Here is a 21,281-nt window from a genome sequence, read left to right on the forward strand (position 1 = left end):
GCCTGAGCCGGCCGGGGAGACCGATTTCAGTAATTCTCGAGGGTGGCAGTGGCCAAACCGGGAAAGTCTGTAATCAGGCTATCTACGCCGAAGTCGGCGAGCCTGCGCATCAGCGCGGGTTCGTTGACTGTCCACACGGACACGTGCAAGCCCTGGCGCTGGGCTTTTTCCAGACGCTCAGGGGTGCACAACGTCCAGTTCAATGCCAGAAACTCACAGCCATAGTTCTGCGCGACCTTCAGCGGGTCGAGCCAGGCGTATTCGGCGACCAGGCCGCGTGACAGGTCCGGGGTCAGTTCAACCGCTGCCTTCAGCACTTCCCGCGAGCTTGAGGTCACGGTGACCTTGTCCATCAGGCCAAAGCGCACCGCCATTTCGCGGATGGCCAGTACGGTGGTTGCGGCGCGGGTGCGCGAGGCACTTTTGACTTCCAGTTGCCAGTGGTCGAAGTCGCACTGCTCGAACAGCTCTTCCAGGCGTGGGATCGGGCACGGCTTGACCCAGCCGGGGCCGCCTTTGCGCGCGTCCATCTTCACCAGGTCCGCCGCCGAATACTCGACGACCTTGCCGCGCCGGTCAGTGGTGCGCTTGAGCGTCGGGTCGTGGATGACCATCAGCTCGCCGTCCATGGACAGGTGCAAATCCAGTTCGCAGCGGCGTACACCGTGCTTGAGGCACTCCTGGAAGCTGGTCAGGGTGTTTTCCGGTGCTTCGCCTTTGGCACCGCGGTGGCCGTAAATCAGGGTCACAGTTGCTCCTATGCGCCAGGTCTGCTGGCGGGGTGATACGAATTCAGGTGTCTTGGGCGTCGCTCTGTTCCCGCGCCAGGCGCCGTTCCTGGGCTTGTTTCTGCAGGATATAGCGCGCGAGCAGCTGGCGTTGGGCATCGGTCATGGACTCGAATTCCGTGCCCACATCAAAACCTGCGCCCTTGGGATCGCAATGGGTGACCCGCGCGCGTAGCAACAGGCCGAGCGCCTGGGGCATCAGCACCAGCTTGACCGCCAGGTGCGCGCCGGTCGGCAGGGGCGTGGGGTGCTGGAAGTCGATGCCGCCTTCGGAAATGATCACCGGCTGCGGCGCGCCGACTTCATCCAGCAGGCCGCGCGCCATGATCTGGCTGAGCAGGTCCAGGCGTTTGTTCTGCACGCGCAGGAAGGCGGCGAGGGTGCGGTCTTTCTCGCTGAGCTGGCGTAACAGGTGCTGGGCTTCGAACTCGCTCAGGTGCAGTTCACTGAGCAGATTGAACAGCGGGGAATCATCCAGCAACACTTCTTTGCTCGCCGCTTCGGGGGCAGACAGGCTTTTGATTTGAAGTGCGATCATGTCGTCGATACGGTAGTATTCGCGGCGCTCTTCTTCATCTAATGTCGACATGGCGAACCCCAGGTAACGGTAATGGTCTGAGTGTAAAGCTGCTTACCAGACCCCGCCACCGGGACGTCTTCTTTTCCTCCGAACAAGCCCCGACATGTTCAGACCTCTCTTCGTATTTATCGGCACGCGTTATACCCGTGCAAAGCGTCGCAATCATTTTGTGTCGTTCATTTCCCTGACCTCGATGATCGGGCTCGCCTTGGGCGTGGTCGTGATGATCGTGGTGTTGTCGGTGATGAACGGCTTCGATCATGAGATGCGCACCCGCGTGCTGGGCATGGTGCCCCACGCGACCATCGAGGGCGATGCGCCCATCAGCGACTGGCAAAGCCTGGCCGCCAAGGTCAAGCAGAACCCCAAGGTGGTGGCCGTAGCGCCGTTTACCCAGATGCAGGGGCTGCTGACCAATGACGGCAAGGTGCAGAAAATCCTGCTCAATGCCATCGACCCGGTCCAGGAGCGCAACGTCTCGATCATCGACAAGTTCATGCTGCTGGGCAAACTCGACGACCTCGCGCCCGGCAGCTTCGGCATCGTCATCGGTGACAAGGCCGCGGCGAAGCTCGGCGTCGGCCTCGGCGACAAGCTGACCTTCGTCGCCCCGGAAGTCACCGTGACCCCGGCCGGGATGTTCCCGCGCATGAAGCGCTTCACCGTGGTCGGCACCTTCCACGTCGGCGCCGGCGAGATCGACGGCTACCTCGGCCTGACCAACCTCACCGACCTGGCGCGCCTGCACCGCTGGCAGCCGGACCAGGTGCAGGGCCTGCGCCTGAAGTTCAACGACCTGTTCGACGCCCCGCGCGGAGCCTGGGAAATTGCCCAGCACCTGGGCGAATCCCAGTACTACGCCCGCGACTGGACTCGCACCCACGGCAACCTGTACCAGGCCATCCGCATGGAAAAAGCCATGATCGGCCTGCTGTTGCTGCTGATCGTTGCCGTCGCTGCCTTCAACATCATCTCCACGCTGGTGATGGTGGTGAATGACAAGAAAGGCGATATCGCCATCCTGCGCACCCTGGGCGCCACGCCGGGGCAGATCATGGCGATCTTCATGGTGCAGGGCACCGTGATCGGCGTGGTCGGCACCTTGATCGGCACGGCCGTGGGAATCCTGGCCGCACTGAATGTGAGTGCGGCGATCGCCGGCCTCGAAACCCTGATCGGCCACAAGTTTCTCAACGCCGACGTCTACTTCATCGATTACCTGCCGTCCCAGGTGCAAACCCAGGACGTGCTGATGGTGGGTGGCGCCGCGTTGGTCCTGAGTTTCCTTGCCACCCTGTATCCAGCCTGGCGCGCGGCACGTACCCAGCCAGCACAGGCCTTACGTTATGAGTGAATCGGGCATGAGTGAAAAAGCAATCCTGAGCTGCCGCAACCTGGGCAAATCCTATGAGGAAGGCCCGGAATCGGTGGTGGTGCTGTCCAACCTGCAACTTGAACTGCATCCGGGCGAGCGCGTGGCGATCGTCGGCAGTTCCGGCTCCGGCAAAAGTACCTTGCTCAACCTGCTGGGCGGCCTCGATACGCCGTCCCAGGGCAGCGTCTGGCTGGCCGGTGAAGAGCTGTCGGCCCTGGGTGAAAAAGCCCGTGGCCAGTTGCGCAACCGTTCGCTGGGCTTTGTGTACCAGTTTCACCACCTGTTGCCGGAATTCACTGCGCTGGAAAACGTGTGCATGCCGCTGCTGATCGGCAAGACTGCGATCCCGCAGGCGCGCGAGCGTGCCAAGGCGTTGCTGGAGCGCGTCGGCCTTGGCCATCGCCTGGAGCACAAGCCGGCCGAATTGTCCGGCGGCGAGCGCCAGCGTGTGGCGATTGCCCGTGCCCTGGTGAACAACCCGGGCCTGGTGATGCTCGATGAGCCGACCGGCAACCTCGACTCCCACACCGCCCAGGGCATCAAGGACTTGATGCTGGAACTGAGCACCCAGATGCGCACCGCGTTCCTGGTGGTGACCCATGACATGAGCATGGCCCGCCAGATGGACCGTGTGCTGCACCTGCAGGAAGGTCACTTGGTCGCCATCTGACCCGTTTCAAGCCCGGTGCCTATAGCGCCGGGTTTTTTCATTTTTTCAACGGTGCCCGCGAATGTTCAGACCGTTATCGATTTTCATCGGCACGCGCTATACCCGCGCCAAGCGCCGCAACCGTTTTGTTTCGTTTATCTCGATGACCTCGATGATCGGCCTCGCCCTGGGCGTGCTGGCAATGATTGTGGTGCTGTCGGTGATGAACGGCTTCCAGCGCGAAATGAGCTCGCGCATCCTCGGCATGGTGCCCCACGCGACCATCGTCGGCGTGAACCCGATCGATGATTGGCAGCCGGTAGCTGCGGCGGCGATGAAAAATCCAGAAGTCACCGCCGCTGTTCCGTTCACGCAGATGGACGGCATGTTCTCCTACAAGGGCGCGATGCAGCCGATCGAGATCAGCGGCGTCGATCCGGCGCAGGAAGGCAAGGTGTCGATCGTGGCCCAGCACATCGTGCAGGGCAAACTCGACGACCTGAAGCCCGGCGAGTTCGGCGTGGTCGTCGGTGAAATCACCGCGCGGCGTTTTCGCCTGAGTGTGGGCGACAAGCTGACCCTGATCGTGCCGGAAATCAGCAGCGCTCCGGGCGGTATCACCCCACGCATGCAGCGCTTGAATGTGGTCGGCATCTTCAAGGTCGGCGCCGAGCTGGATGGCTCCATGGCCCTGATCCATATGGCTGACGCTGCCGAGATACAGCATTGGCAGCCGAACCAGGTGCAGAGCGTGCGCCTGGCGGTGAAGGACCTGTACGCAGCGCCCAAGGTCTCGACGGACATCGCCGGCAGCCTCGGTGCAGCCTACAAGGCGGACGACTGGACCCACACCCAGGGCAGCCTGTTCAGCGCGATGAAGATGGAAAAGACCATGATCGGCCTGCTGTTGCTGATGATCGTCGCCGTGGCGGCGTTCAACATCATCGCGACCTTGATCATGGTGGTGAACGACAAGGGCGCAGACATCGCGATCCTGCGCACCATCGGTGCCACGCCTCGGCAGATCATGGCGATCTTCATGGTGCAGGGCACGGTGATCGGCATCGTCGGCACCTTGATCGGCGGCGTGCTGGGGGTGATTGCGGCGCTGAATGTCAGTGAGCTGGTGGGCTGGCTGGAGCGCGTGACCGGGCAGCATATCTTCAGTTCGGATGTGTATTTTGTCAGCAACCTGCCGTCGGAGCTGCAGGGTGGGGATGTGTTGCTGATTTGCTCGGCGGGGTTTGTGTTGAGCTTCTTGGCGACCATCTACCCGGCGTATCGCGCAGCGAAGATTGAGCCGGCGCATGCCCTCAGATATTCGTAGCCGTTAACACCGCGATCGCAGGCAAGCCAGCTCCCACATTTGAATGTATTCACAAGCTGGCTTGCCTGCGATAGGGTCCGCCAGCTTGCCTCAATCCTCCTGCGGCAACTCAATCACAAACCGCGTCCATTCTGCCTGCGACTCACAATAAATCCTTCCGCCATGCGCTCGCACGATCGACTGGGTAATCGCCAGCCCCAGCCCCGCATGCTCGCTGCTGCCTTCGCGGCGCGCCGGGTCGACTCGATAGAAGCGATCAAACAGGCGCGGTAACAGCGCCGGTGCAATACCTTCACCGCTGTTCTCCACGGTCAGCGTCACCCCGCGAGCACCTTCTGTCATCCGTACCCGGACTTCGCCACCCGCCGGGGTAAACCGCAGCGCGTTATCCAGCAGGTTCGACAAGGCCCGGCGCAGCATGCTGCGATCGCCGCGTGTATGGGCAGCGCCTGCGCACACCAGGCTGACCTGCGCGTCTTCGGCCAGCAGCGTGAAGAACTCCAGTAACGCGTCGACTTCCTCCGCCAGCGCCAGCGGTTCGCGCGTGGGCACCAGCAAGCCGTGGTCGGCCTTGGCCAGGTAGAGCATGTCGTTGACCAGTTGCGCCATCCATTGCAGCTCTTCCAGGTTGCTGTGCAGCGCCTCGCGGTAGTCCTCCAGCGGGCGCGGCTGGGTGAGGATGACCTGGGTGTGGGTCAATAGGTTCGACAGCGGCGTGCGCAGTTCGTGGGCGATATCGGCGGAGAAAGCCGAAAGGCGCTGGAACGCGTCATCCAGGCGACCGAGCATCGCGTTGAAGACCTGCGCCAGTTCCGCCAGCTCTGGCGGCATGTGCTGTTCGGGCAGGCGCTGGGTCAGGGAATGCGCGGAGACGCTGGCCGCCACATCGCCCATGCGTCGCAAGGGCCGCAACCCACTGCGCGCTGCCCAGGCGCCGAGCAATGCGGTGGCCAGGGCCGAGAGGCCGACGGTCAACCAGATCAGGTGCTGCATGCGCTGCAGGAAGTGCTGGTGGTGAGTGATGTCGAGTATCAGGCTCAGTTGCGGGGAGTCCGGTTGGCTTGGCGCCAGTGGCACGTTGTACACGCGGTAGTCGGTGCCGGCGTTCTGCAGGCGGTGCAAGCCCGGTGCCTCGGGCAAGCTCATGCCCGCCGCGCCGTCAAACCAGCGCTGGTCAGCGGCGCTGATGCGCAGCGTCAGGTCGGGTTGGCGAGTGAGTTCGGTGCGCAGTTGCGCTTCGCGCTGGGCAAACAGCTGCGGCGTGTCGACGCCTTGCAAGGTACTGCGCAAGGCGACTAGTTTGCCGTCGAGCAGTTGCTGGTCCAGCTCGATAAAGTGCGTTTCGCTGGCATGATTGAACAGCACGCCGGCCAGCAGCGACACCACCGCAGTACAGCCGGCAAACAGCAAGGCCAGGCGGCTGGCCAGGGACAGGCGCGAGATCAATTGCACCGTGCCTCCAGCACATAACCCATGCCGCGCACGGTGTGGATCAGCTTGGTGGGGTAGTTGTCGTCGACTTTCAGGCGCAACCGGCGGATCGCCACTTCGATGATGTTGGTGTCGCTGTCGAAATTCATGTCCCAGACCTGGGAGGCAATCAGCGACTTGGGCAGCACTTCGCCCTGGCGGCGCAGCAACAGTTCCAGCAGCGAGAACTCCTTGGCGGTGAGATCGATGCGCTGGCCGTCCCGTTCGACACGGCGGCGAATCAAATCCAGGCGCAGGTCGGCCAACTGCAAGGCGGTTTCCTGCGGGGCACTGCTGCCACGGCGCAACAGGCTGCGCACGCGTGCCAGCAGTTCGGAAAAGGCGAAGGGTTTGACCAGGTAGTCGTCGGCGCCGAGTTCCAGGCCGTGCACGCGGTCTTCCACGGCGTCCCGGGCGGTCAGGAACAGCACCGGAATATCCAGGCCGGCGCCGCGCACCGCTTGCAGGATTTGCCAGCCGTCGCGGCCGGGCAGCATCACATCGAGGATCAGCAGGTCGTAGTCGCCGGTCAACGCCAGGTGCTGACCGCTGGCGCCGTCGGCCACCCATTCGGTGGTAAAGCCAGCCTCGGCCAGGCCCTGGCGCAGGTATTGGCCGGTTTTGGGTTGGTCTTCGACAATCAACAGTTTCATGGGCAGCTCTTGGCAAACAGGGCACGACCGGCTTTATACCGTGGGGGCCGGGGTAAGGGCGCAACCTGACAAAGTTGTAATCTAGCAGTCAGCTGGCTGGCAGCGGCGTCATCTTAGAGTGCTGATCCTGCGGTTTACATAGTTTCGGAGAAGAGAGATGGCGTTGCGTACTCCCCTGATGTTGGCAAGCTGCCTGTTGGCGCTGAGTTTCGGTGCGGCGGCTGACCCGGCTCACACTTACGCGTTCGGCCAGCCGGCGCCGGCGAACCAGGCCACGCGCACCGTGCAAGTCACGCTGCAGGATATTTCCTTTTCACCCAAGTCCTTGGACGTCAAGGCTGGTGAGACGGTGCGCTTTGTACTCGTCAACAAAGGCCAGTTGCTCCATGAATTCAACCTGGGTGACGCGGCGATGCATGCCGAGCACCAGAAGGAAATGTTGCAGATGCAAGCCAGCGGCATGCTTACCGCCACCGGTATGGGCAAGATGGATCACAGTGCGATGGGCCATGGCGACATGGGCGGCATGAAGCACGACGACCCCAACAGTGTGCTGGTGGAGCCGGGCAAAACCGCCGAGCTGACCTGGACCTTTACCAGGGCTACCGGGCTTGAATTCGCGTGCAACCTGCCGGGGCATTACCAGGCGGGGATGGTCGGCAAGCTGACCGTCGAGTAAGGCGGTTCTTAGAGGCGGGATCAAAGGCTGGTAGACTGGCGGGGTTTATTTAGCCAGGTTTCCGCCATGCATCCCGCAGCCGAACATTCGCCGCTGGGCAAGTCCAGTGAATACATCTCCACCTACACCCCCTCGTTGCTGTTCCCGATTCCGCGCGCCGCCAAATGGGCCGAGCTGGGCCTGAGCGCCGAGACCCTGCCTTATAAAGGCGTGGATTTCTGGAATTGCTTCGAATTGTCCTGGTTGTTGCCATCGGGCAAGCCGGTGGTGGCCATCGGTGAATTCAGCATTCCGGCCGATTCGCCGAACATCATCGAATCCAAGTCATTCAAGCTGTACCTCAATTCGCTCAACCAGAGCGCGTTTGCCGACGTACACAGCCTGGAAGCCACCCTGCGCACCGACCTCAGCGCGGCTGCCGGCAAGCCTGTGAGCGTGCGCGTGCGCAGCCTGGCCGAGGTTGAAGCCGAAGGCGTGCAGGCTTTGCCGGGTGTGTGCATCGACGATCTGGATATCAGCGTCAGCAACTACGAACACCCGCGCCCCGAACTCTTGCGCTGCGATGCTTCGCGTGTGGTCGAGGAGAGCGTGCACAGCCACTTGCTCAAATCCAACTGCCCGGTGACCAGCCAGCCAGACTGGGGCAGCGTGGTGGTGGACTATCGCGGGGCAGCACTCGATCACGCCAGTTTGCTCGAATACCTGGTGAGCTTTCGCCAGCATTCGGACTTCCATGAGCAGTGCGTGGAGCGCATCTTCCTGGACCTGCAGCGCTTGCTCAAGCCAGAGAAACTGACGGTGTATGCGCGGTATGTGCGGCGTGGCGGGCTGGATATCAATCCGTACCGCAGCACCGAGGATGTGGCGTTCCAGAACGTGCGCCTGGCTCGCCAGTAGCTATCACGCCAATCAAATGTGGGAGCTGGCTTGCCTGCGACGGCGGTGTATCAGTCACCTTATGGATGACTGAATGATCGCGATCGCAGGCAAGCCAGCTCCCACATGGGTTTCTGCGCTTGCCTTGGGGCTTGGTTCAGATCCCGATGTTGCCCAGGGTGATCATGATATTGCGCAATGTCCCGGAAATGACCGGATGATCGGCATCGAACTCTATGGCCGCTTGGTTCACATCATCGGAAATACTCGGCGTCTGAGTCGCCGGTTCAAGTTCAAGTTGTAATTCAAACTTGGCAATCAAGGCTTCCAGCGCTTCGCGTTTTTCTTCCGGCAGCGGCGGTTCCTGTTCCAACTGCCCGCGCAGGATCTCGACCTGTTCTTCCAGTTTTTTGCGATCAGGCATGACGTGGTTCCTTTTATCGATAGGCACTGCCATAGACCACGGCACGCCGAGAAAGGTCTACGAGCTGACCTGTAGATTAATCCACTGGCGCCCTCCGTGCATGATCTCGATCAGGGCTTCTCGCCCTTGAGCTGGCGCAGGCTGATGTCGGCCAGGCAACTGCCGAGCTCGCCCAGGTGGTCGATCACCGAGTGCACGCCCAGGCCATAAAGGGCGACGGTGGCCTTGCCGCGCTTGTACTCGCGTTCCTGCTCGCTCAGTGCCTGCCATTGCTCGGGGGCCATGCCGCACAGCGAGCCGCACGAGGCCAGACCGATGGTCCACAGGCCAGCGTTCAGCCCCGATTGCAGCAAACGCGGTTCGCCGCTGACCAGCACGCAGCCTTCCAGGCGTTCAATATTCAGTTCCATCAAGGCTTGCCAGCACGCGTGGGGCGCAGGCCAGCGGATGGAGGAGGGCGATGCAGCCTTGAGCCACTCGGGGAGTGAGGCCGACAGCGCGGTGGTCACCGGGGGTGGCAATTCATCCAGCCAGGCGCAGGGCACGCCTTGATCCTTCAGGCTGCGCAGGATTTTCAGGGCGCCGGGCGTGGCATGGGAGCCAAGCGGGGGGGAATCGGTGCGTGCCCGGGAACCGAAGTCCACCAGGCAGCCACTCAGGCCAAACAGAACTGCAGTCAAGGCAGGCGCGCTGGCGATGGCAATCTCGGCGTGAGGCATTTCAACATCCCTGAAATAGCCCTGACGCTAACGGGTCACGATGACAAGCCGATGACAGCAGGGTTAATTGTAGGAATTTTGTGCATTTCCCGTATGTCGTTTCCTGCATGCTGCCTAATTGGACACTTCCGTCATATACTGGCCGTCTTATTCAGGGCATAGCGCCCATGACAGACCATTCAAGGAGCAAAAGCTATGCGCTGGAGCCACTACTTCGCTCAGCTGTCGGTGTGTGCCACTGTGCTGCTGGCGCCGTTCGCCGCACAGGCCGCGTCCGAAGACGATCCATGGGAAAGCGTCAACCGCCCGATCTTCACCTTCAACGACACCGTGGATACCTACGCGCTCAAGCCGTTGGCCCAGGGCTATCAGTTTGTGACCCCGCAGTTCGTGCAGGACGGCGTGCACAACTTCTTCCGCAACATCGGCGATGTCGGCAACCTGGCCAACAACGTGCTGCAACTCAAGCCGCATGCGGCGGGTGTGGACACGGCTCGCCTGCTGATGAACACCACCTTCGGTGTGCTGGGCTTTATCGATGTCGGCACCAAAATGGGGCTGCAGCGCAGTGACGAAGACTTCGGCCAGACCCTCGGCTACTGGGGCGTCGGCAGCGGGCCTTACGTGATGCTGCCGTTGCTGGGCCCGAGCACCTTGCGTGACGCGCCGTCCAAGTACGTGGACAGCTACACTCAACCGTACCGCTACATGAACGATATCGGCTGGCGCAACAGCACCTTCGGCCTGAATATCGTGGACACCCGTGCCAGCCTGCTCGACAGCGAAAAGCTGATCACCGGCGACAAATACACGTTTATCCGCAACGCCTACCTGCAGAACCGTGAGTTCAAGGTCAAGGATGGCAAGGTCGTCGACGACTTCTAAGCCGTGACGTTTTGAAATGAAAAAAGGCGACCCTGGCGGTCGCCTTTTTTTGTGCGCACTTTTCAGTGCATTTTCAAGATCTTGAGGCCCAGTTGCTGCTCGTCACCGGTGGTCCTGGTCCAGACCACTTCGGTGTCCGCCTCCAACCCTTTGAGTGCGGCGTGCTCCGATTCGATGCGCACCGTCAGGTGATCGCCTGCGTTGAATTGGCGAGGCGCCTGGACCTGCATTCCGGCGCTTGAAAGGTCCACGCACACCCCGGCAATCTCCTGCCCGGCGTGGATAAGAGACACATCGGCATCCACGCGCATGCGGATGAAATCGCGTTTTTCGGCGTAGTCGCGCTCGTGTTCGCTCATGGGTTCCATCCTTACTTTGTGTTGTGGTCGTGCCCGTTCTTATAACTCCCGGTGATTTGCGGTGTAAAGACGCCCGGCGACCATCGGCATGAGCTTGAAACCCCTGGCGGATGGGAGTACCGTCTGCGCCTTAGAAGGGCACCTCTGCTTTACCGTTGTGCGTGGGCTAAAATCCCGTATGTTGTAGGACAGAGAGGCTAGAAAGCGAATCCAGTACGTGCGCCCGGCCATTGCCGAGCCACCTACGCCAACCTAATTCTGGCGCCGTTTGCCCACATGCAAAAAACCAGTGCCACGCTGCTGATAATCGATGACGACGAAGTAGTGCGCGCGAGCCTCGCGGCCTATTTGGAAGACAGTGGCTTCAGCGTCCTGCAGGCCAGCAATGGCCAACAGGGTCTCCAAGTGTTCGAGCGCGACAAGCCCGACCTCGTGATCTGCGACCTGCGCATGCCCCAGATGGGCGGCCTCGAGCTGATTCGCCAGGTGACCGAGCTTGCCCCGCAGACGCCGGTGATTGTCGTGTCCGGTGCCGGGGTGATGAACGATGCCGTCGAGGCCTTGCGCCTGGGCGCTGCCGACTACCTGATCAAGCCCCTGGAAGACCTGGCGGTGCTGGAGCACTCGGTACGTCGCGCCTTGGACCGTGCACGCCTGTTGTTGGAAAACCAGCGTTACCGCGAAAAGCTCGAAACCGCCAACCGCGAACTCGAAGCCAGCCTGAACCTGCTCCAGGAAGACCAGAATGCCGGTCGCCAGGTGCAGATGAACATGTTGCCGGTCAGCCCGTGGACCATCGACGAATTCCAGTTCGCTCACCAGATCATCCCGTCGTTGTACCTGTCGGGTGATTTCGTCGACTACTTCCGTGTTGATGAGCGGCGTGTCGCGTTTTACCTGGCCGATGTTTCCGGCCATGGCGCATCCTCTGCTTTTGTAACCGTGTTGTTGAAGTTCATGACCACACGGCTGTTGTTCGAATCCAAGCGCAATGGCACCTTGCCGGAGTTCACCCCCTCCGAGGTGTTGGGCCACATCAACCGGGGCTTGATCAGCTGCAAGCTGGGCAAGCACGTGACGATGGTAGGCGGCGTGATTGATGAAGAAACCGGTCTTTTGACCTACAGCATCGGCGGTCACCTGCCGATGCCGGTTTTGTACACTCCCGACAGTGTGCGCTACCTGGAAGGGCGTGGCCTGCCCGTAGGCTTGTTCAATGAAGCGACCTACGAAGACCACATCCTGGAGCTGCCGCCGACGTTCAGCTTGACGCTGATGTCCGATGGCATCCTGGACCTGCTTCCAGAGCCTACACTCAAAGAGAAAGAAGCCGCCTTGCCCCAAAAGGTCAAGTCGGCGGGCGGCAGCCTGGATGGCCTGCGGCAGGTTTTTGGATTGGCCACGCTAGGGGAGATGCCGGATGATATCGCCCTATTGGTGTTGAGCAGGAATCTTTGATGAGTACCGGAAGAATCCAATTCGCCGAGCAAGACGGGACCTTCGTCCTGAAATTTGTCGGTGAAGTGCGCCTGACCTTGTGTTCGGCGCTGGATGCGACGATTGAGCGGATTTTCACAGCGTTGAATTTTTCGGCGATCGTGATTGATCTGACCGAAACCCGCAGCATCGATAGCACCACCCTTGGGTTGTTGGCCAAGTTGTCCATTCTGTCTCGGCAGAAGGTCGGCCTGTTGCCGACGGTCGTCACCACCCATGAAGACATCACCCGTCTGCTGCAGTCCATGGGTTTTGACCAGGTGTTCAACATCGTTGATCGCCCGATCCCATGCCCAGAATGCCTGACCGACCTGCCTTCCCAGGATCAGTCCGAGGAAGTGGTGCGGGTCAAGGTGCTGGAAGCGCACAAGATCCTGATGGGCCTGAACGAGTCCAATCGCGAAGCGTTCCACGACCTCGTGAATGCCCTCGAACGCCACTGACCTGAATTCCAACGGTAGGCGCTGGCTTGCCAGCGATGGCGGCGCGTCAGTCAGCCTATCTGTTGCTGCCGCACCCGTGAGCAAGCGTGCTCCTGCAGCTTGAACGGTGGCCGGCTCAAGATCGATGAAACACAAAAAAGGGCGGTACCCGCGAGGGTGCCGCCCTTTTTGCTGCCGCCGCTTTTACAGCTTGGCAGTCAGCAACGCCTCCAGCTTCTCCTGGTCGCGAGCAAACTGACGAATCCCCTCGGCCAGCTTCTCGGTGGCCATCGCATCCTCGTTGGACTCCCAACGGAACTGCGCTTCTGTCAGATGCACACGGGTTTCACCGGCATGGCCTGGCGAAAGCTTGCGCTCCAGCTTGCCTTCATCGGCTGCCAGCTTCTCCAGCAGGTCCGGGCTGATGGTCAGGCGATCACACCCGGCCAGCTCTTCGATCTGGCTCAGATTGCGGAAGCTCGCTCCCATCACCACGGTCTTGTAGCCATTGGCCTTGTAGTAGTTGTAGATGCGCGTTACCGACTGCACCCCTGGGTCTTCGGCGCCGGTGTAGTCATTGCCATTGGCCTTCTTGTACCAGTCATAGATACGGCCCACGAACGGCGAGATCAGGAACACGCCGGCTTCTGCGCACGCTACGGCCTGGGCGAAGGAGAACAGCAGCGTCAGGTTGGTCTGGATGCCTTCTTTCTCGAGCTTCTCCGCCGCGCGGATACCTTCCCAGGTGGAGGCGATCTTGATCAGCACGCGATCACGGCCAACACCAGCCTTGTCGTACAGGTCGATCAGGCGATGCGCACGCTTGAGCACGGCGTCGGTATCGAATGACAGGCGCGCATCCACTTCGGTGGAGATGCGCCCAGGCACCACTTTCAGGATCTCCTGGCCGACGGCCACTGCAAACCGGTCGCTGGCCAGGCCGACATCACCGTTGCAGTCCTTCACGCACTCATCCAGCAGCTTGGCATAGCCTGGAATCGAGGCGGCCTTGAGCAGCAGGGAAGGGTTGGTGGTGGCGTCTTGCGGCTTGAGCTTGGCGAGGGTTGAGAAATCGCCGGTATCGGCTACGACAGTGGTGAATTGCTTGAGTTGTTCCAGCTTGGAAGTCATGGGCGTGCTCTGTCCTATGGGTCTGATGACATTACCCGAGCGCTGGCAGGCGCTCAAGGGCGCAAATGCGTTCGATCGTTTGCGAGGGTAACAACCTGAAAACAGCCGTTTGAATGACTGATCGAGCTGCTAAATAGGAGGGCAAAACGGCCGGCAGGTTCAACCCAACTGCCTTTCGGGCAGCGCAGCCAGTGGAAGCCGTCTCCCTGTGGCGAGCAGGCTTGCCCTGCGTTGGGTCGCGCAGCGCCCCTAAAACCTATGAACGCGTTCCAACTGAAAAATCGCATCAGTCCTACTGGGGGCGCTTCGCACCCCAACGCAGGGCAAGCCTGCTCGCCACAACAGTCCAGCCACTCAACAGTTCCCTGACACGCAGCCCATCAGCGCCCCTCCAACAACTCCCCAGCCTGGTCCAGCAACGCCAAAGGGGCCGTGGCTTTATGAATGTCCACCGACAACAACTGCCGAAACTTGCGCGCCCCGGGGAAACCCGTGCCGAGTCCCAGCACATGCCGCGTGATGTGATGCATCGAACCGCCCGTGGCCAAGTGCTGCGCAATATAAGGCCGCAACTGCGCCAGCGCCTCAGCCCGGCTGATCACCGGCTGCGAGCTGCCATACAACTGCTGATCCACCTCTGCCAGCAAATACGGATTGTGATAGGCCTCGCGGCCGAGCATTACGCCGTCAAATGTCTGCAAGTGCTCGTGGCACTGTTCCAGCGTCTTGATCCCGCCATTGAGGATAATCTCCAGCTCGGCAAAATCCTGCTTCAACTGCGCCGCCACGTCATAACGCAACGGTGGAATGTCCCGATTCTCCTTGGGCGACAACCCCTCCAGAATCGCAATCCGCGCATGCACGGTAAAACTGGTGCAGCCCGCGTCCTTGACCTGCCCGACGAAATCACACAGCTCGGCGTAACTGTCCCGGCCGTTGATCCCGATACGATGCTTCACAGTCACCGGAATCGACACCGCATCCCGCATCGCCTTCACGCAATCCGCCACCAACGCCGGGTGCGCCATCAGAATCGCGCCGATCATATTGTTCTGCACCCGGTCGCTCGGGCAGCCGACGTTCAGGTTCACCTCGTCATACCCCGCAGCCTCAGCCATGCGCGCGCACGCAGCCAGATCCGCCGGCACACTGCCGCCCAACTGCAACGCAAGCGGGTGCTCGGCTTCGTTGTGACGCAGGAAGCGTTCGTGATCGCCGTGCAGGATTGCGCCGGTGGTGACCATCTCGGTGTAAAGCAGGGCGTGCTTGGAGAGCAGGCGCAGGAAGTACCGGCAGTGGCGGTCGGTCCAATCCATCATAGGGGCGACGGAAAAGCGGCGGGACAAGGGTTGCGATAAAGCGCTGGTCAGGGACATTGGACAATCTGAGTGGGTAAGGCAGAGGGGGCGAGTTTATCAGGAATCAAGGGCAGGATTCGTGCTCTGCCTGCCCTGGTCCAGGATGCCCGGCTTCAATCACCCCGAAACGACAGTCCTTTATGAAAAATCTCGAGACTGGCGCGGCGGTGAAGGTTGCGCCTGCATGCCAGTCGACCGAAGAGAGGGGATCTCCTCGCCCCCGACACCGCAAAAAGTCATTGTGAAAAAAGAGTGGCGCAGTGCAGTAATGGCTCCAGGCTATCACCGTCATATGCTATGTATTAATCTCATCACCAACAAACGTGAATAATTCCTTTTTGTTCTGGTGGGTGTTTTTTGAATCGACTGCCCGCGTATTGATTGCAGCCTGAACCGCAGCTGTCATGTAGAGAAACTTCATGATGCCTGGCAACCCACAGGCATAGGATCACCCGCACGACACATTCGTTCACGCTTCAGCCGCCAGGGATCTGAAAAATGCGCTTGAACCTGATAAAAACCATGCTTATTGCCGGTGTTGTGCTGCTCAGTGGTTGCGCGGGCGTCAGCACCAGTACATGCCTTTCCGAAGGCTGCCAGTCGTTCGATGGTCATGGCGCCGCAAATGCGACCAAGGTGAACATTGGCGGGAGCGGGTTGGGCAGTAGTTTCAGCCAGTACAGCTCAGGCTTGCTGCACGATTAAACCCGTGATCGGGGCAGGGTCGCCTGCCCCTTTTTCGTTCAATGACCGCCCTGCATCCGTCGCGCGATCAGGTAAACGCCCAGCCCGACCAGCGCCGTGGCCGCGCCGATATAACCGGTGCTGGTCCATCCCAGCCCCGCTGTAATCGCCATGCCGCCAAACCACGGGCCCAGCGCGTTGGCCAGGTTGAACGCGGCATGGTTGGACGCAGCCGCCAGGCTCGGCGCTTCGTGCGCGATGTCCATCAGGCGGATTTGCAGCGGTGCCGCCAGTGACACCATGGTGCCGACCAGGCCGATGCCCAGCAGCACGCCCCAGAGCGACCCGGCGGCGAATGGGAAGAACAGCAGCACCGCCATCGACCACACCAGAATCAAACCCACCGCCCGAAATTGCAGGCGATCAAACAGTTTGCCGCCGGCAATGTTGCCGATAATTCCGCCGACGCCAAAGGCGGCCAGCCCGAACGGAATCCATTGCGGTGACACCTTGGTGACTTCAAGCATCGTCGGCGCCAGGTAGCTGAACACGCAGAACATCCCGGCAAAGCCGATGGCGCCAATGGCCAGGGCCATCCACACCTGGGGTTTGGTGAAGGCGCGCAGTTCCTTGCGCGGGTCGCTGCGCGGTTCATCGCGGCGATCGGGGACGTAGCGCCAGACCAGCGCAATCGTGCACACGGCGATGGCACTGACCAGTGCAAATGCCGAACGCCAGCCCAGATACTGGCCGAGGAAGGTGGCAATCGGGTTGCCCAGCAGCATCGCCAGGGTCAGCCCCATCATTACCCGCGCGACGGCGCCGGCGCGTTTGTCGGTGGGCACCATGCTGGAGGCGACAACGGCCGCGATGCCAAAGTAGGCGCCGTGGGGCAGGCCACTGATAAAGCGGAAAGCCACCAGTGAACCAAAGGTCGGGGTGAACGCCGTGGCCAGGTTGCCCAGGGCATACAGCCCCATCAACAACAGCAACATATGTTTGCGCAGCAGTTTGGCGCCGAGGATTGCCAGCAGTGGCGCGCCGACCATCACGCCCAGCGCATAGGCACTGATGGCGTGGCCGACCTGGGGTTCGCTGAGGTTGAGGTTGTGGGCAATGTCGGGCATCAGGCCCATGATGGCGAATTCGCCGGTACCGATAGCGAAAGCGCCCACGGCCATGGCCGCTTCCATTTTGGCGGCACTGCGCGCGGGCAGCACGTGCCCGGGAGTTTGGTGGATAGACATGGATCGCTCTGTTTGGATGAATGGCACGAAGGAGAGCCGCCGATGCTACGCAAGCAGCGACGAAGGTGTCTAGAACAGCCTTTTCCGGCAGAGTTCCATCGCCCTGGCTACCCTGTGACCCCACGTCGCGCCCATCGGGCTTGACAGTAAAGCGTTAAAACCCGCGTTTTAGAGCTGTCAATTGGCCAAACAGCGCATAACCGCTGTTTGGCGTGATATTCTGCGCGCCGTCTTGGTCTAGTCTTTCCCCGGTGCGTACACCCGTATACGTCCCGGTGATTGGCTGTCGCCCAGGTAGCTGAAGCCAATAATGATAAGAAGTCAGCGCAGAAGGGACATAAAAGTGAGGTCGACACGTCGGCCTTGTGTGCCCACCCTGCGGTCCCCGAATGAATGTGCACACCCCACGATGCGTTGCCTGGCGCAGCGTGATTGAGGGGTGCCCATGATCCGGATCGGCAGGGCGGATGGCGTTTTATCATAGGTGCTACTGATGTTTAAAAAAGTAAACACTGCCCTGCTGGGGCTGGCTTTGTCGCTGGGGATAACGTCCGTTCACGCGGAAGAGGCAAAGAAAGTCGATGTGCTGCTGATCGGCGGCGGCATCATGAGTGCGACCCTGGGTGTATGGCTCAATGAGCTGCAGCCGGACTGGTCGATGGAAATGGTCGAGCGCCTCGACGGCGTGGCCGAAGAAAGCTCCAACGGCTGGAACAACGCCGGTACCGGTCACTCGGCCCTGGCTGAGCTGAACTACACCCCCGAAGACAAGAACGGCAACGTTGAGATCCCTAAAGCGGTCGAAATCAACGAAGCGTTCCAGATCTCCCGTCAGTTCTGGTCCTGGCAGGTCCAGCAGGGCGTGCTGAAGAACCCGCGTTCGTTCATCAACTCCACGCCGCACATGAGCTTTGTGTGGGGCGATGACAACATCAAGTTCCTCAAGAAGCGTTACGAAGCACTGAAAGCCAGCCCGTTGTTCGCCGGCATGCAGTACTCCGAAGACCCGGCGCAGATCGCCAAGTGGGTTCCGCTGATGATGGAAGGGCGTGACCCGAACCAGAAAATCGCGGCCACCTGGACCCCGATCGGCACCGACGTGAACTTCGGCGAGATCACCCGCCAGTTCGTCGCTCACCTGCAAACCACGCCGAAGTTTGATCTGAAACTGTCGAGCGAGGTGCAGGACATCACCAAGAACGCCGACGGTTCGTGGCGCGTCAGCTACAAAAACCTGAAAGACGGTACCAAGACTGAAACCGACGCCAAGTTCGTGTTCATCGGCGCTGGCGGCGGTGCCTTGCACCTGCTGCAGAAGTCGGGTATCCCGGAAGCCAAGGAATACGCCGGCTTCCCAGTGGGTGGTTCGTTCCTGGTGACTGATAACCCAGCCATCGCCGAGCAGCACTTGGCCAAGGCCTACGGCAAGGCTTCGGTTGGCGCGCCACCGATGTCGGTTCCGCACCTGGACACCCGCGTGCTTGATGGCAAGCGCGTCATCCTGTTTGGCCCATTCGCGACCTTCTCGACCAAGTTCCTGAAAGAAGGCTCGTACCTGGACCTGCTGACCAGCACCACCACCCACAACATCTGGCCAATGACCAAAGTCGGTATTCGCGAATACCCACTGGTCGAGTACCTTGCCGGCCAACTGATGCTGTCGGATGACGACCGCTACAACGCGCTGAAAGAGTACTTCCCGAACGCCAAGAAAGAAGACTGGCGCCTGTGGCAAGCCGGTCAGCGCGTGCAGATCATCAAGCGTGACGAAGAGCAGGGCGGCGTCCTGAAACTCGGTACCGAAGTGGTCAGCTCCGCCGACAACACCATCGCAGGCCTGTTGGGTGCATCGCCAGGCGCGTCCACCGCGGCTCCGATCATGCTGACCGTGCTGCAGAAAGTGTTCAAGGACAAGGTCGCGACCCCTGAGTGGCAGGAAAAACTGCACCAGATCGTACCGAGCTACGGCACCAAGCTGAACGACAGTCCTGAGGCTGTTGCCAAGGAATGGGCGTACACCGCCGGTATCCTGCAACTGACCCCACCGCCTGCGATTCCGCAGCTCACCGCTCCAAAGGCCACCGAGGCTGCCAAGCCTGCGGCTGAGCCGACCAAGCCGGCTTCTGACCTGGCGCTGTAAGCCAAGTACCGAGCCTGTGTAAAAAGCCCGCTGAACCGGTAACGGTCAGCGGGCTTTTTTATGCGCAGTGCTACACCTTGAAGTGCCTGACCTGCTCATGCAGGTGCAACGCCAATGCATTGCCGGTATCGCAGAGGAGGTACAGGTGCTGCGCCGACAGCGGCGGCAGTTCCGTCACGTGTTTCAACCCTTCGCCCATGCGGCTTTTTTCCATCAGGCCTACCGCCACGCCACTGCGCACACAGGCTTCAACCGCTGATGAGTTGGGGCTCTCCAGCAACACACGGTGGTAAACCCCGTGATCCTTCAACGCCTGCAAGGCCGCCGCGCGGTAGGGGCAGCCGGCGACAGGCACGGTGATCGGCAATGCCCCGTTCGACGCACAGCTAAAGCCCTCGGCCGCAACCCACAACGGTTGAACCGACCCCAGGCGTTCACCCTGTGCCAGCGGTTGTGCGCTCACGGTAATGGCCAGGTCCAGCTGGTTTGCCATGAATAAATTCAGCAGTTCACCACTGGTACGTGCTTCTACTTCCAGTTCGAGCAGCGGGTTGTCGGCGATCAAGTCGGGCAGGAATTCCTGCATGAATGCCGGTGCGTAGGTGTCGGGAATGCCCAGGCGGATTTTGCCCTGCATGCGCTGGGGCATCAGCGTGATCAGCAGGCGGTCGTGGCTCTTGAGAAATTCGGTGGTTTCGCCGAGGAGTTTCAGGCCGTACAGCGTCAGCTCCACACCCTGGTTGCTGCGGCTGAACAAGCGTTGGCCGACTTGGTCTTCGAGTTTTTGAATCTGCGTGGTCACGGTCGACGCGCTGCGGTGCACATGTTCGGCCGCCTCGTTGAAGCGCCGAAAGCGCGCCACGGCGTGGAAGGTGCGTAACAAGTCGATATTCAATTGTCTGGCCATGATTCCACTATTGCGGATTGATAGTGCAGGTTATTCAAATATACAGAATCATGCGTGGCCCTTAGCCTTTCAGTCAACGTGCACTGACCGGAGGCTTCATGACGCGATCAACCTTAAAGCGGCTGCTGTTGCAGGTGGCGTTCGTGCTGTCGTGGAGCTCAGGCTATATCGGCGCCAAATTGGGCACGCAGGGTAGTGGTGCGTTCAACTTGCTGTTCTGGCGTTTTCTGTTGGTCTCGGTGTGCCTGGGACTGTTCCTCAACGTGAGGTTGTTGCGGGTCTCGTGGGCACAGGTTCGCCATTACGCCGTGATCGGATTTCTCTCGCAGTTCCTGTATCTGAGTTGTCTCTACGTCGCGATCCAGAATGGCTTGCCTCCCGGCATCGCGGCGATCATCGCCGCGTTGCAGCCGTTGATGACGGCGGCATTGTCGACCGGCAGCGCTACCGAGCGCAGTGGGGGCTGGCAGTGGATCGGCCTGATGATCAGCTTCGCTGGGGTTTCCATCGTGATAGCTGGGCAGCATGGCAGTGATGCAGGCAGCGTCGGCTGGGTCATGTACGTGTTGCCACTCGCCGCGGCGCTGGGGCTGACGCTGGCGACCCTGTATGAGCGCCGCACGGTGCAGAAAACGGACGCTGGGTTGGTGTTGCCGCTGTTCATCCAGTCGCTGCTGACCTTGATCGGCTTTACCGGCGCCGTGCTCTACACCGACACGCTGAGTATTCCCCACGACCCTGACGTGTTGATCTCAATCGTCTGGCTCACCGTGTTCTCGACCTTCGTCGCCTATTTGAGCCTGTGGATGCTGCTGCGCGTGATGACCGCGACCCACGTGGCCGCGCTGGTCTATCTGGAGCCGCCGGTCACCCTGGTGTGGGCGGCACTGATGTTTGGCGACGTGATCCATGCGCCGACCTACGCCGGCATTGCCGTGGTCGCCGCCGGGCTGCTGTTGGTGCGCTTGAAACGACCGACCGTCGCGTGCAGCGCTTGAGGGCGGCGGGTTCAGCAAGCTGACAGACATCACCTGTTAAAAAGTACCCAGGGCCAAGCAGGAGCGTGGCTGCAACAAGGGGGCATTTTTCAGCGATGCAGGTACTGGGCGCC

The 21,281-nt window shown here is 60.8% G+C and carries 22 protein-coding genes; 11 read left to right on the forward strand and 11 right to left on the reverse strand.

The genetic code is table 11. From position 1 onward, the window contains the following. Nucleotides 1-26: 26 nt before the first annotated feature. Both NTD80_RS19725 and NTD80_RS19730 read right to left on the reverse strand, forming a co-directional pair. Nucleotides 27-749 (reverse strand): glycerophosphodiester phosphodiesterase, encoded by a 723-nt coding sequence (locus tag NTD80_RS19725; RefSeq protein ID WP_065901990.1) that lies wholly within the window; start codon nucleotides 747-749, stop codon nucleotides 27-29. Between the two features lie 43 nt (nucleotides 750-792). Beyond that, nucleotides 793-1,377: a PilZ domain-containing protein gene (locus NTD80_RS19730; RefSeq protein ID WP_065901988.1), complete on the reverse strand. Its 585-nt coding sequence runs from the start codon at nucleotides 1,375-1,377 to the stop codon at nucleotides 793-795. Between the two features lie 94 nt (nucleotides 1,378-1,471). Here NTD80_RS19730 and NTD80_RS19735 point away from each other — a divergent pair, with 94 nt between their 5' ends. The 3 genes from NTD80_RS19735 (at nucleotide 1,472) to NTD80_RS19745 (ending at nucleotide 4,719) form a co-directional block, all read left to right on the forward strand. Then, nucleotides 1,472-2,722, forward strand: coding sequence for a lipoprotein-releasing ABC transporter permease subunit (locus NTD80_RS19735; protein ID WP_262134630.1), 1,251 nt, complete (start codon nucleotides 1,472-1,474; stop codon nucleotides 2,720-2,722). 7 nt (nucleotides 2,723-2,729) lie between these two features. After that, nucleotides 2,730-3,413 carry a lipoprotein-releasing ABC transporter ATP-binding protein LolD gene (gene lolD, locus NTD80_RS19740; protein ID WP_162946070.1) on the forward strand — a complete coding sequence of 228 codons (684 nt, stop codon included), beginning with the start codon at nucleotides 2,730-2,732 and terminating at the stop codon, nucleotides 3,411-3,413. 61 nt (nucleotides 3,414-3,474) lie between these two features. Further along, nucleotides 3,475-4,719, forward strand: a complete 1,245-nt coding sequence (locus NTD80_RS19745) for a lipoprotein-releasing ABC transporter permease subunit (protein ID WP_065901983.1) — start codon at nucleotides 3,475-3,477, stop codon at nucleotides 4,717-4,719. A 90-nt stretch (nucleotides 4,720-4,809) separates the two neighbouring features. Here NTD80_RS19745 and NTD80_RS19750 read toward each other — a convergent pair whose 3' ends face one another. Continuing rightward, nucleotides 4,810-6,165, reverse strand: coding sequence for a heavy metal sensor histidine kinase (locus tag NTD80_RS19750; RefSeq protein ID WP_262134670.1), 1,356 nt, complete (start codon nucleotides 6,163-6,165; stop codon nucleotides 4,810-4,812). Further along, nucleotides 6,162-6,842, reverse strand: a complete 681-nt coding sequence (locus NTD80_RS19755; protein ID WP_262134632.1) for a heavy metal response regulator transcription factor — start codon at nucleotides 6,840-6,842, stop codon at nucleotides 6,162-6,164. Before NTD80_RS19755 ends, NTD80_RS19750 begins: the two co-directional genes overlap by 4 nt. Before the next feature lie 157 nt (nucleotides 6,843-6,999). Here NTD80_RS19755 and NTD80_RS19760 point away from each other — a divergent pair, with 157 nt between their 5' ends. After that, nucleotides 7,000-7,521 carry a cupredoxin family protein gene (locus tag NTD80_RS19760; RefSeq protein WP_262134633.1) on the forward strand — a complete coding sequence of 174 codons (522 nt, stop codon included), beginning with the start codon at nucleotides 7,000-7,002 and terminating at the stop codon, nucleotides 7,519-7,521. Between the two features lie 66 nt (nucleotides 7,522-7,587). After that, nucleotides 7,588-8,418: an NADPH-dependent 7-cyano-7-deazaguanine reductase QueF gene (queF, locus tag NTD80_RS19765; RefSeq protein ID WP_065901974.1), complete on the forward strand. Its 831-nt coding sequence runs from the start codon at nucleotides 7,588-7,590 to the stop codon at nucleotides 8,416-8,418. 136 nt (nucleotides 8,419-8,554) lie between these two features. Here the strand turns inward: queF and NTD80_RS19770 are convergent, their stop codons facing one another. Together NTD80_RS19770 and NTD80_RS19775 are read right to left on the reverse strand one after the other, a co-directional pair. Beyond that, nucleotides 8,555-8,821, reverse strand: coding sequence for a DUF4404 family protein (locus tag NTD80_RS19770; protein WP_065901972.1), 267 nt, complete (start codon nucleotides 8,819-8,821; stop codon nucleotides 8,555-8,557). Between the two features lie 110 nt (nucleotides 8,822-8,931). Continuing rightward, a complete protein-coding gene (locus tag NTD80_RS19775; RefSeq protein WP_262134634.1) occupies nucleotides 8,932-9,540 on the reverse strand; it encodes an HAD family phosphatase in 609 nt (202 codons plus the stop codon). Nucleotides 9,541-9,735: 195 nt separating this feature from the next. Between NTD80_RS19775 and NTD80_RS19780 the strand changes: the two genes are divergently transcribed. After that, nucleotides 9,736-10,425: a VacJ family lipoprotein gene (locus NTD80_RS19780; protein ID WP_065901968.1), complete on the forward strand. Its 690-nt coding sequence runs from the start codon at nucleotides 9,736-9,738 to the stop codon at nucleotides 10,423-10,425. Nucleotides 10,426-10,487: 62 nt separating this feature from the next. On the opposite strand, the gene NTD80_RS19785 is transcribed toward NTD80_RS19780, so the two are convergent. After that, nucleotides 10,488-10,784 carry a PilZ domain-containing protein gene (locus NTD80_RS19785; protein ID WP_262134635.1) on the reverse strand — a complete coding sequence of 99 codons (297 nt, stop codon included), beginning with the start codon at nucleotides 10,782-10,784 and terminating at the stop codon, nucleotides 10,488-10,490. Nucleotides 10,785-11,060: 276 nt separating this feature from the next. Between NTD80_RS19785 and rssB the strand changes: the two genes are divergently transcribed. Continuing rightward, nucleotides 11,061-12,242: a two-component system response regulator RssB gene (gene rssB, locus NTD80_RS19790; protein ID WP_017737359.1), complete on the forward strand. Its 1,182-nt coding sequence runs from the start codon at nucleotides 11,061-11,063 to the stop codon at nucleotides 12,240-12,242. Then, the gene (gene rssC, locus NTD80_RS19795) at nucleotides 12,242-12,724 is read left to right on the forward strand and encodes an anti-sigma factor antagonist RssC (RefSeq protein WP_003172602.1); all 483 of its coding nucleotides are present in this window, start codon (nucleotides 12,242-12,244) and stop codon (nucleotides 12,722-12,724) included. The genes rssB and rssC overlap by 1 nt, the downstream gene beginning before the upstream one ends. A 183-nt stretch (nucleotides 12,725-12,907) precedes the next feature. Here the strand turns inward: rssC and tal are convergent, their stop codons facing one another. Both tal and dusA read right to left on the reverse strand, forming a co-directional pair. Beyond that, nucleotides 12,908-13,834, reverse strand: a complete 927-nt coding sequence (gene tal / locus NTD80_RS19800) for a transaldolase (RefSeq protein ID WP_262134637.1) — start codon at nucleotides 13,832-13,834, stop codon at nucleotides 12,908-12,910. 380 nt (nucleotides 13,835-14,214) lie between these two features. Beyond that, a complete protein-coding gene (gene dusA, locus NTD80_RS19805; protein WP_262134638.1) occupies nucleotides 14,215-15,210 on the reverse strand; it encodes a tRNA dihydrouridine(20/20a) synthase DusA in 996 nt (331 codons plus the stop codon). A 480-nt stretch (nucleotides 15,211-15,690) separates the two neighbouring features. Between dusA and NTD80_RS19810 the strand changes: the two genes are divergently transcribed. Further along, nucleotides 15,691-15,897, forward strand: a complete 207-nt coding sequence (locus NTD80_RS19810) for a hypothetical protein (protein WP_262134639.1) — start codon at nucleotides 15,691-15,693, stop codon at nucleotides 15,895-15,897. 38 nt (nucleotides 15,898-15,935) lie between these two features. Here the strand turns inward: NTD80_RS19810 and NTD80_RS19815 are convergent, their stop codons facing one another. Then, nucleotides 15,936-17,123: an MFS transporter gene (locus tag NTD80_RS19815; protein WP_106804803.1), complete on the reverse strand. Its 1,188-nt coding sequence runs from the start codon at nucleotides 17,121-17,123 to the stop codon at nucleotides 15,936-15,938. A 493-nt stretch (nucleotides 17,124-17,616) separates the two neighbouring features. Between NTD80_RS19815 and mqo the strand changes: the two genes are divergently transcribed. Next, entirely contained in the window at nucleotides 17,617-19,263 is a 1,647-nt protein-coding gene (gene mqo, locus NTD80_RS19820) for a malate dehydrogenase (quinone) (RefSeq protein ID WP_262134640.1), read from the forward strand. 70 nt (nucleotides 19,264-19,333) lie between these two features. On the opposite strand, the gene NTD80_RS19825 is transcribed toward mqo, so the two are convergent. Then, nucleotides 19,334-20,170: a LysR substrate-binding domain-containing protein gene (locus tag NTD80_RS19825; protein ID WP_262134641.1), complete on the reverse strand. Its 837-nt coding sequence runs from the start codon at nucleotides 20,168-20,170 to the stop codon at nucleotides 19,334-19,336. Nucleotides 20,171-20,268: 98 nt separating this feature from the next. Between NTD80_RS19825 and NTD80_RS19830 the strand changes: the two genes are divergently transcribed. Then, the gene (locus NTD80_RS19830) at nucleotides 20,269-21,168 is read left to right on the forward strand and encodes a DMT family transporter (RefSeq protein WP_262134642.1); all 900 of its coding nucleotides are present in this window, start codon (nucleotides 20,269-20,271) and stop codon (nucleotides 21,166-21,168) included. Nucleotides 21,169-21,281: the final 113 nt, after the last annotated feature.

This window comes from Pseudomonas sp. 13B_2.1_Bac1, from assembly GCF_025466155.1.
Classification (GTDB): Bacteria; Pseudomonadota; Gammaproteobacteria; order Pseudomonadales; family Pseudomonadaceae; genus Aquipseudomonas; species Aquipseudomonas aylmerensis.

Excerpts from the sequence above, each read along its gene's own strand:
- NTD80_RS19830 (WP_262134642.1), top strand. The coding sequence starts at position 20,269 with ATGACGCGATCAACCTTAAAGCGGCTGCTGTTGCAGGTGGCGTTCGTG.
- lolD (WP_162946070.1), top strand. The coding sequence starts at position 2,730 with ATGAGTGAAAAAGCAATCCTGAGCTGCCGCAACCTGGGCAAATCCTAT.
- NTD80_RS19730 (WP_065901988.1), bottom strand. The coding sequence starts at position 1,377 with ATGTCGACATTAGATGAAGAAGAGCGCCGCGAATACTACCGTATCGAC.
- NTD80_RS19760 (WP_262134633.1), top strand. The coding sequence starts at position 7,000 with ATGGCGTTGCGTACTCCCCTGATGTTGGCAAGCTGCCTGTTGGCGCTG.
- NTD80_RS19755 (WP_262134632.1), bottom strand. The coding sequence starts at position 6,842 with ATGAAACTGTTGATTGTCGAAGACCAACCCAAAACCGGCCAATACCTG.
- dusA (WP_262134638.1), bottom strand. The coding sequence starts at position 15,210 with ATGTCCCTGACCAGCGCTTTATCGCAACCCTTGTCCCGCCGCTTTTCC.
- NTD80_RS19815 (WP_106804803.1), bottom strand. The coding sequence starts at position 17,123 with ATGTCTATCCACCAAACTCCCGGGCACGTGCTGCCCGCGCGCAGTGCC.
- NTD80_RS19770 (WP_065901972.1), bottom strand. The coding sequence starts at position 8,821 with ATGCCTGATCGCAAAAAACTGGAAGAACAGGTCGAGATCCTGCGCGGG.
- NTD80_RS19825 (WP_262134641.1), bottom strand. The coding sequence starts at position 20,170 with ATGGCCAGACAATTGAATATCGACTTGTTACGCACCTTCCACGCCGTG.
- NTD80_RS19780 (WP_065901968.1), top strand. The coding sequence starts at position 9,736 with ATGCGCTGGAGCCACTACTTCGCTCAGCTGTCGGTGTGTGCCACTGTG.
- NTD80_RS19735 (WP_262134630.1), top strand. The coding sequence starts at position 1,472 with ATGTTCAGACCTCTCTTCGTATTTATCGGCACGCGTTATACCCGTGCA.
- NTD80_RS19745 (WP_065901983.1), top strand. The coding sequence starts at position 3,475 with ATGTTCAGACCGTTATCGATTTTCATCGGCACGCGCTATACCCGCGCC.
- tal (WP_262134637.1), bottom strand. The coding sequence starts at position 13,834 with ATGACTTCCAAGCTGGAACAACTCAAGCAATTCACCACTGTCGTAGCC.
- NTD80_RS19785 (WP_262134635.1), bottom strand. The coding sequence starts at position 10,784 with ATGAGCGAACACGAGCGCGACTACGCCGAAAAACGCGATTTCATCCGC.
- NTD80_RS19775 (WP_262134634.1), bottom strand. The coding sequence starts at position 9,540 with ATGCCTCACGCCGAGATTGCCATCGCCAGCGCGCCTGCCTTGACTGCA.
- rssC (WP_003172602.1), top strand. The coding sequence starts at position 12,242 with ATGAGTACCGGAAGAATCCAATTCGCCGAGCAAGACGGGACCTTCGTC.
- rssB (WP_017737359.1), top strand. The coding sequence starts at position 11,061 with ATGCAAAAAACCAGTGCCACGCTGCTGATAATCGATGACGACGAAGTA.
- NTD80_RS19810 (WP_262134639.1), top strand. The coding sequence starts at position 15,691 with ATGCGCTTGAACCTGATAAAAACCATGCTTATTGCCGGTGTTGTGCTG.
- queF (WP_065901974.1), top strand. The coding sequence starts at position 7,588 with ATGCATCCCGCAGCCGAACATTCGCCGCTGGGCAAGTCCAGTGAATAC.
- mqo (WP_262134640.1), top strand. The coding sequence starts at position 17,617 with ATGTTTAAAAAAGTAAACACTGCCCTGCTGGGGCTGGCTTTGTCGCTG.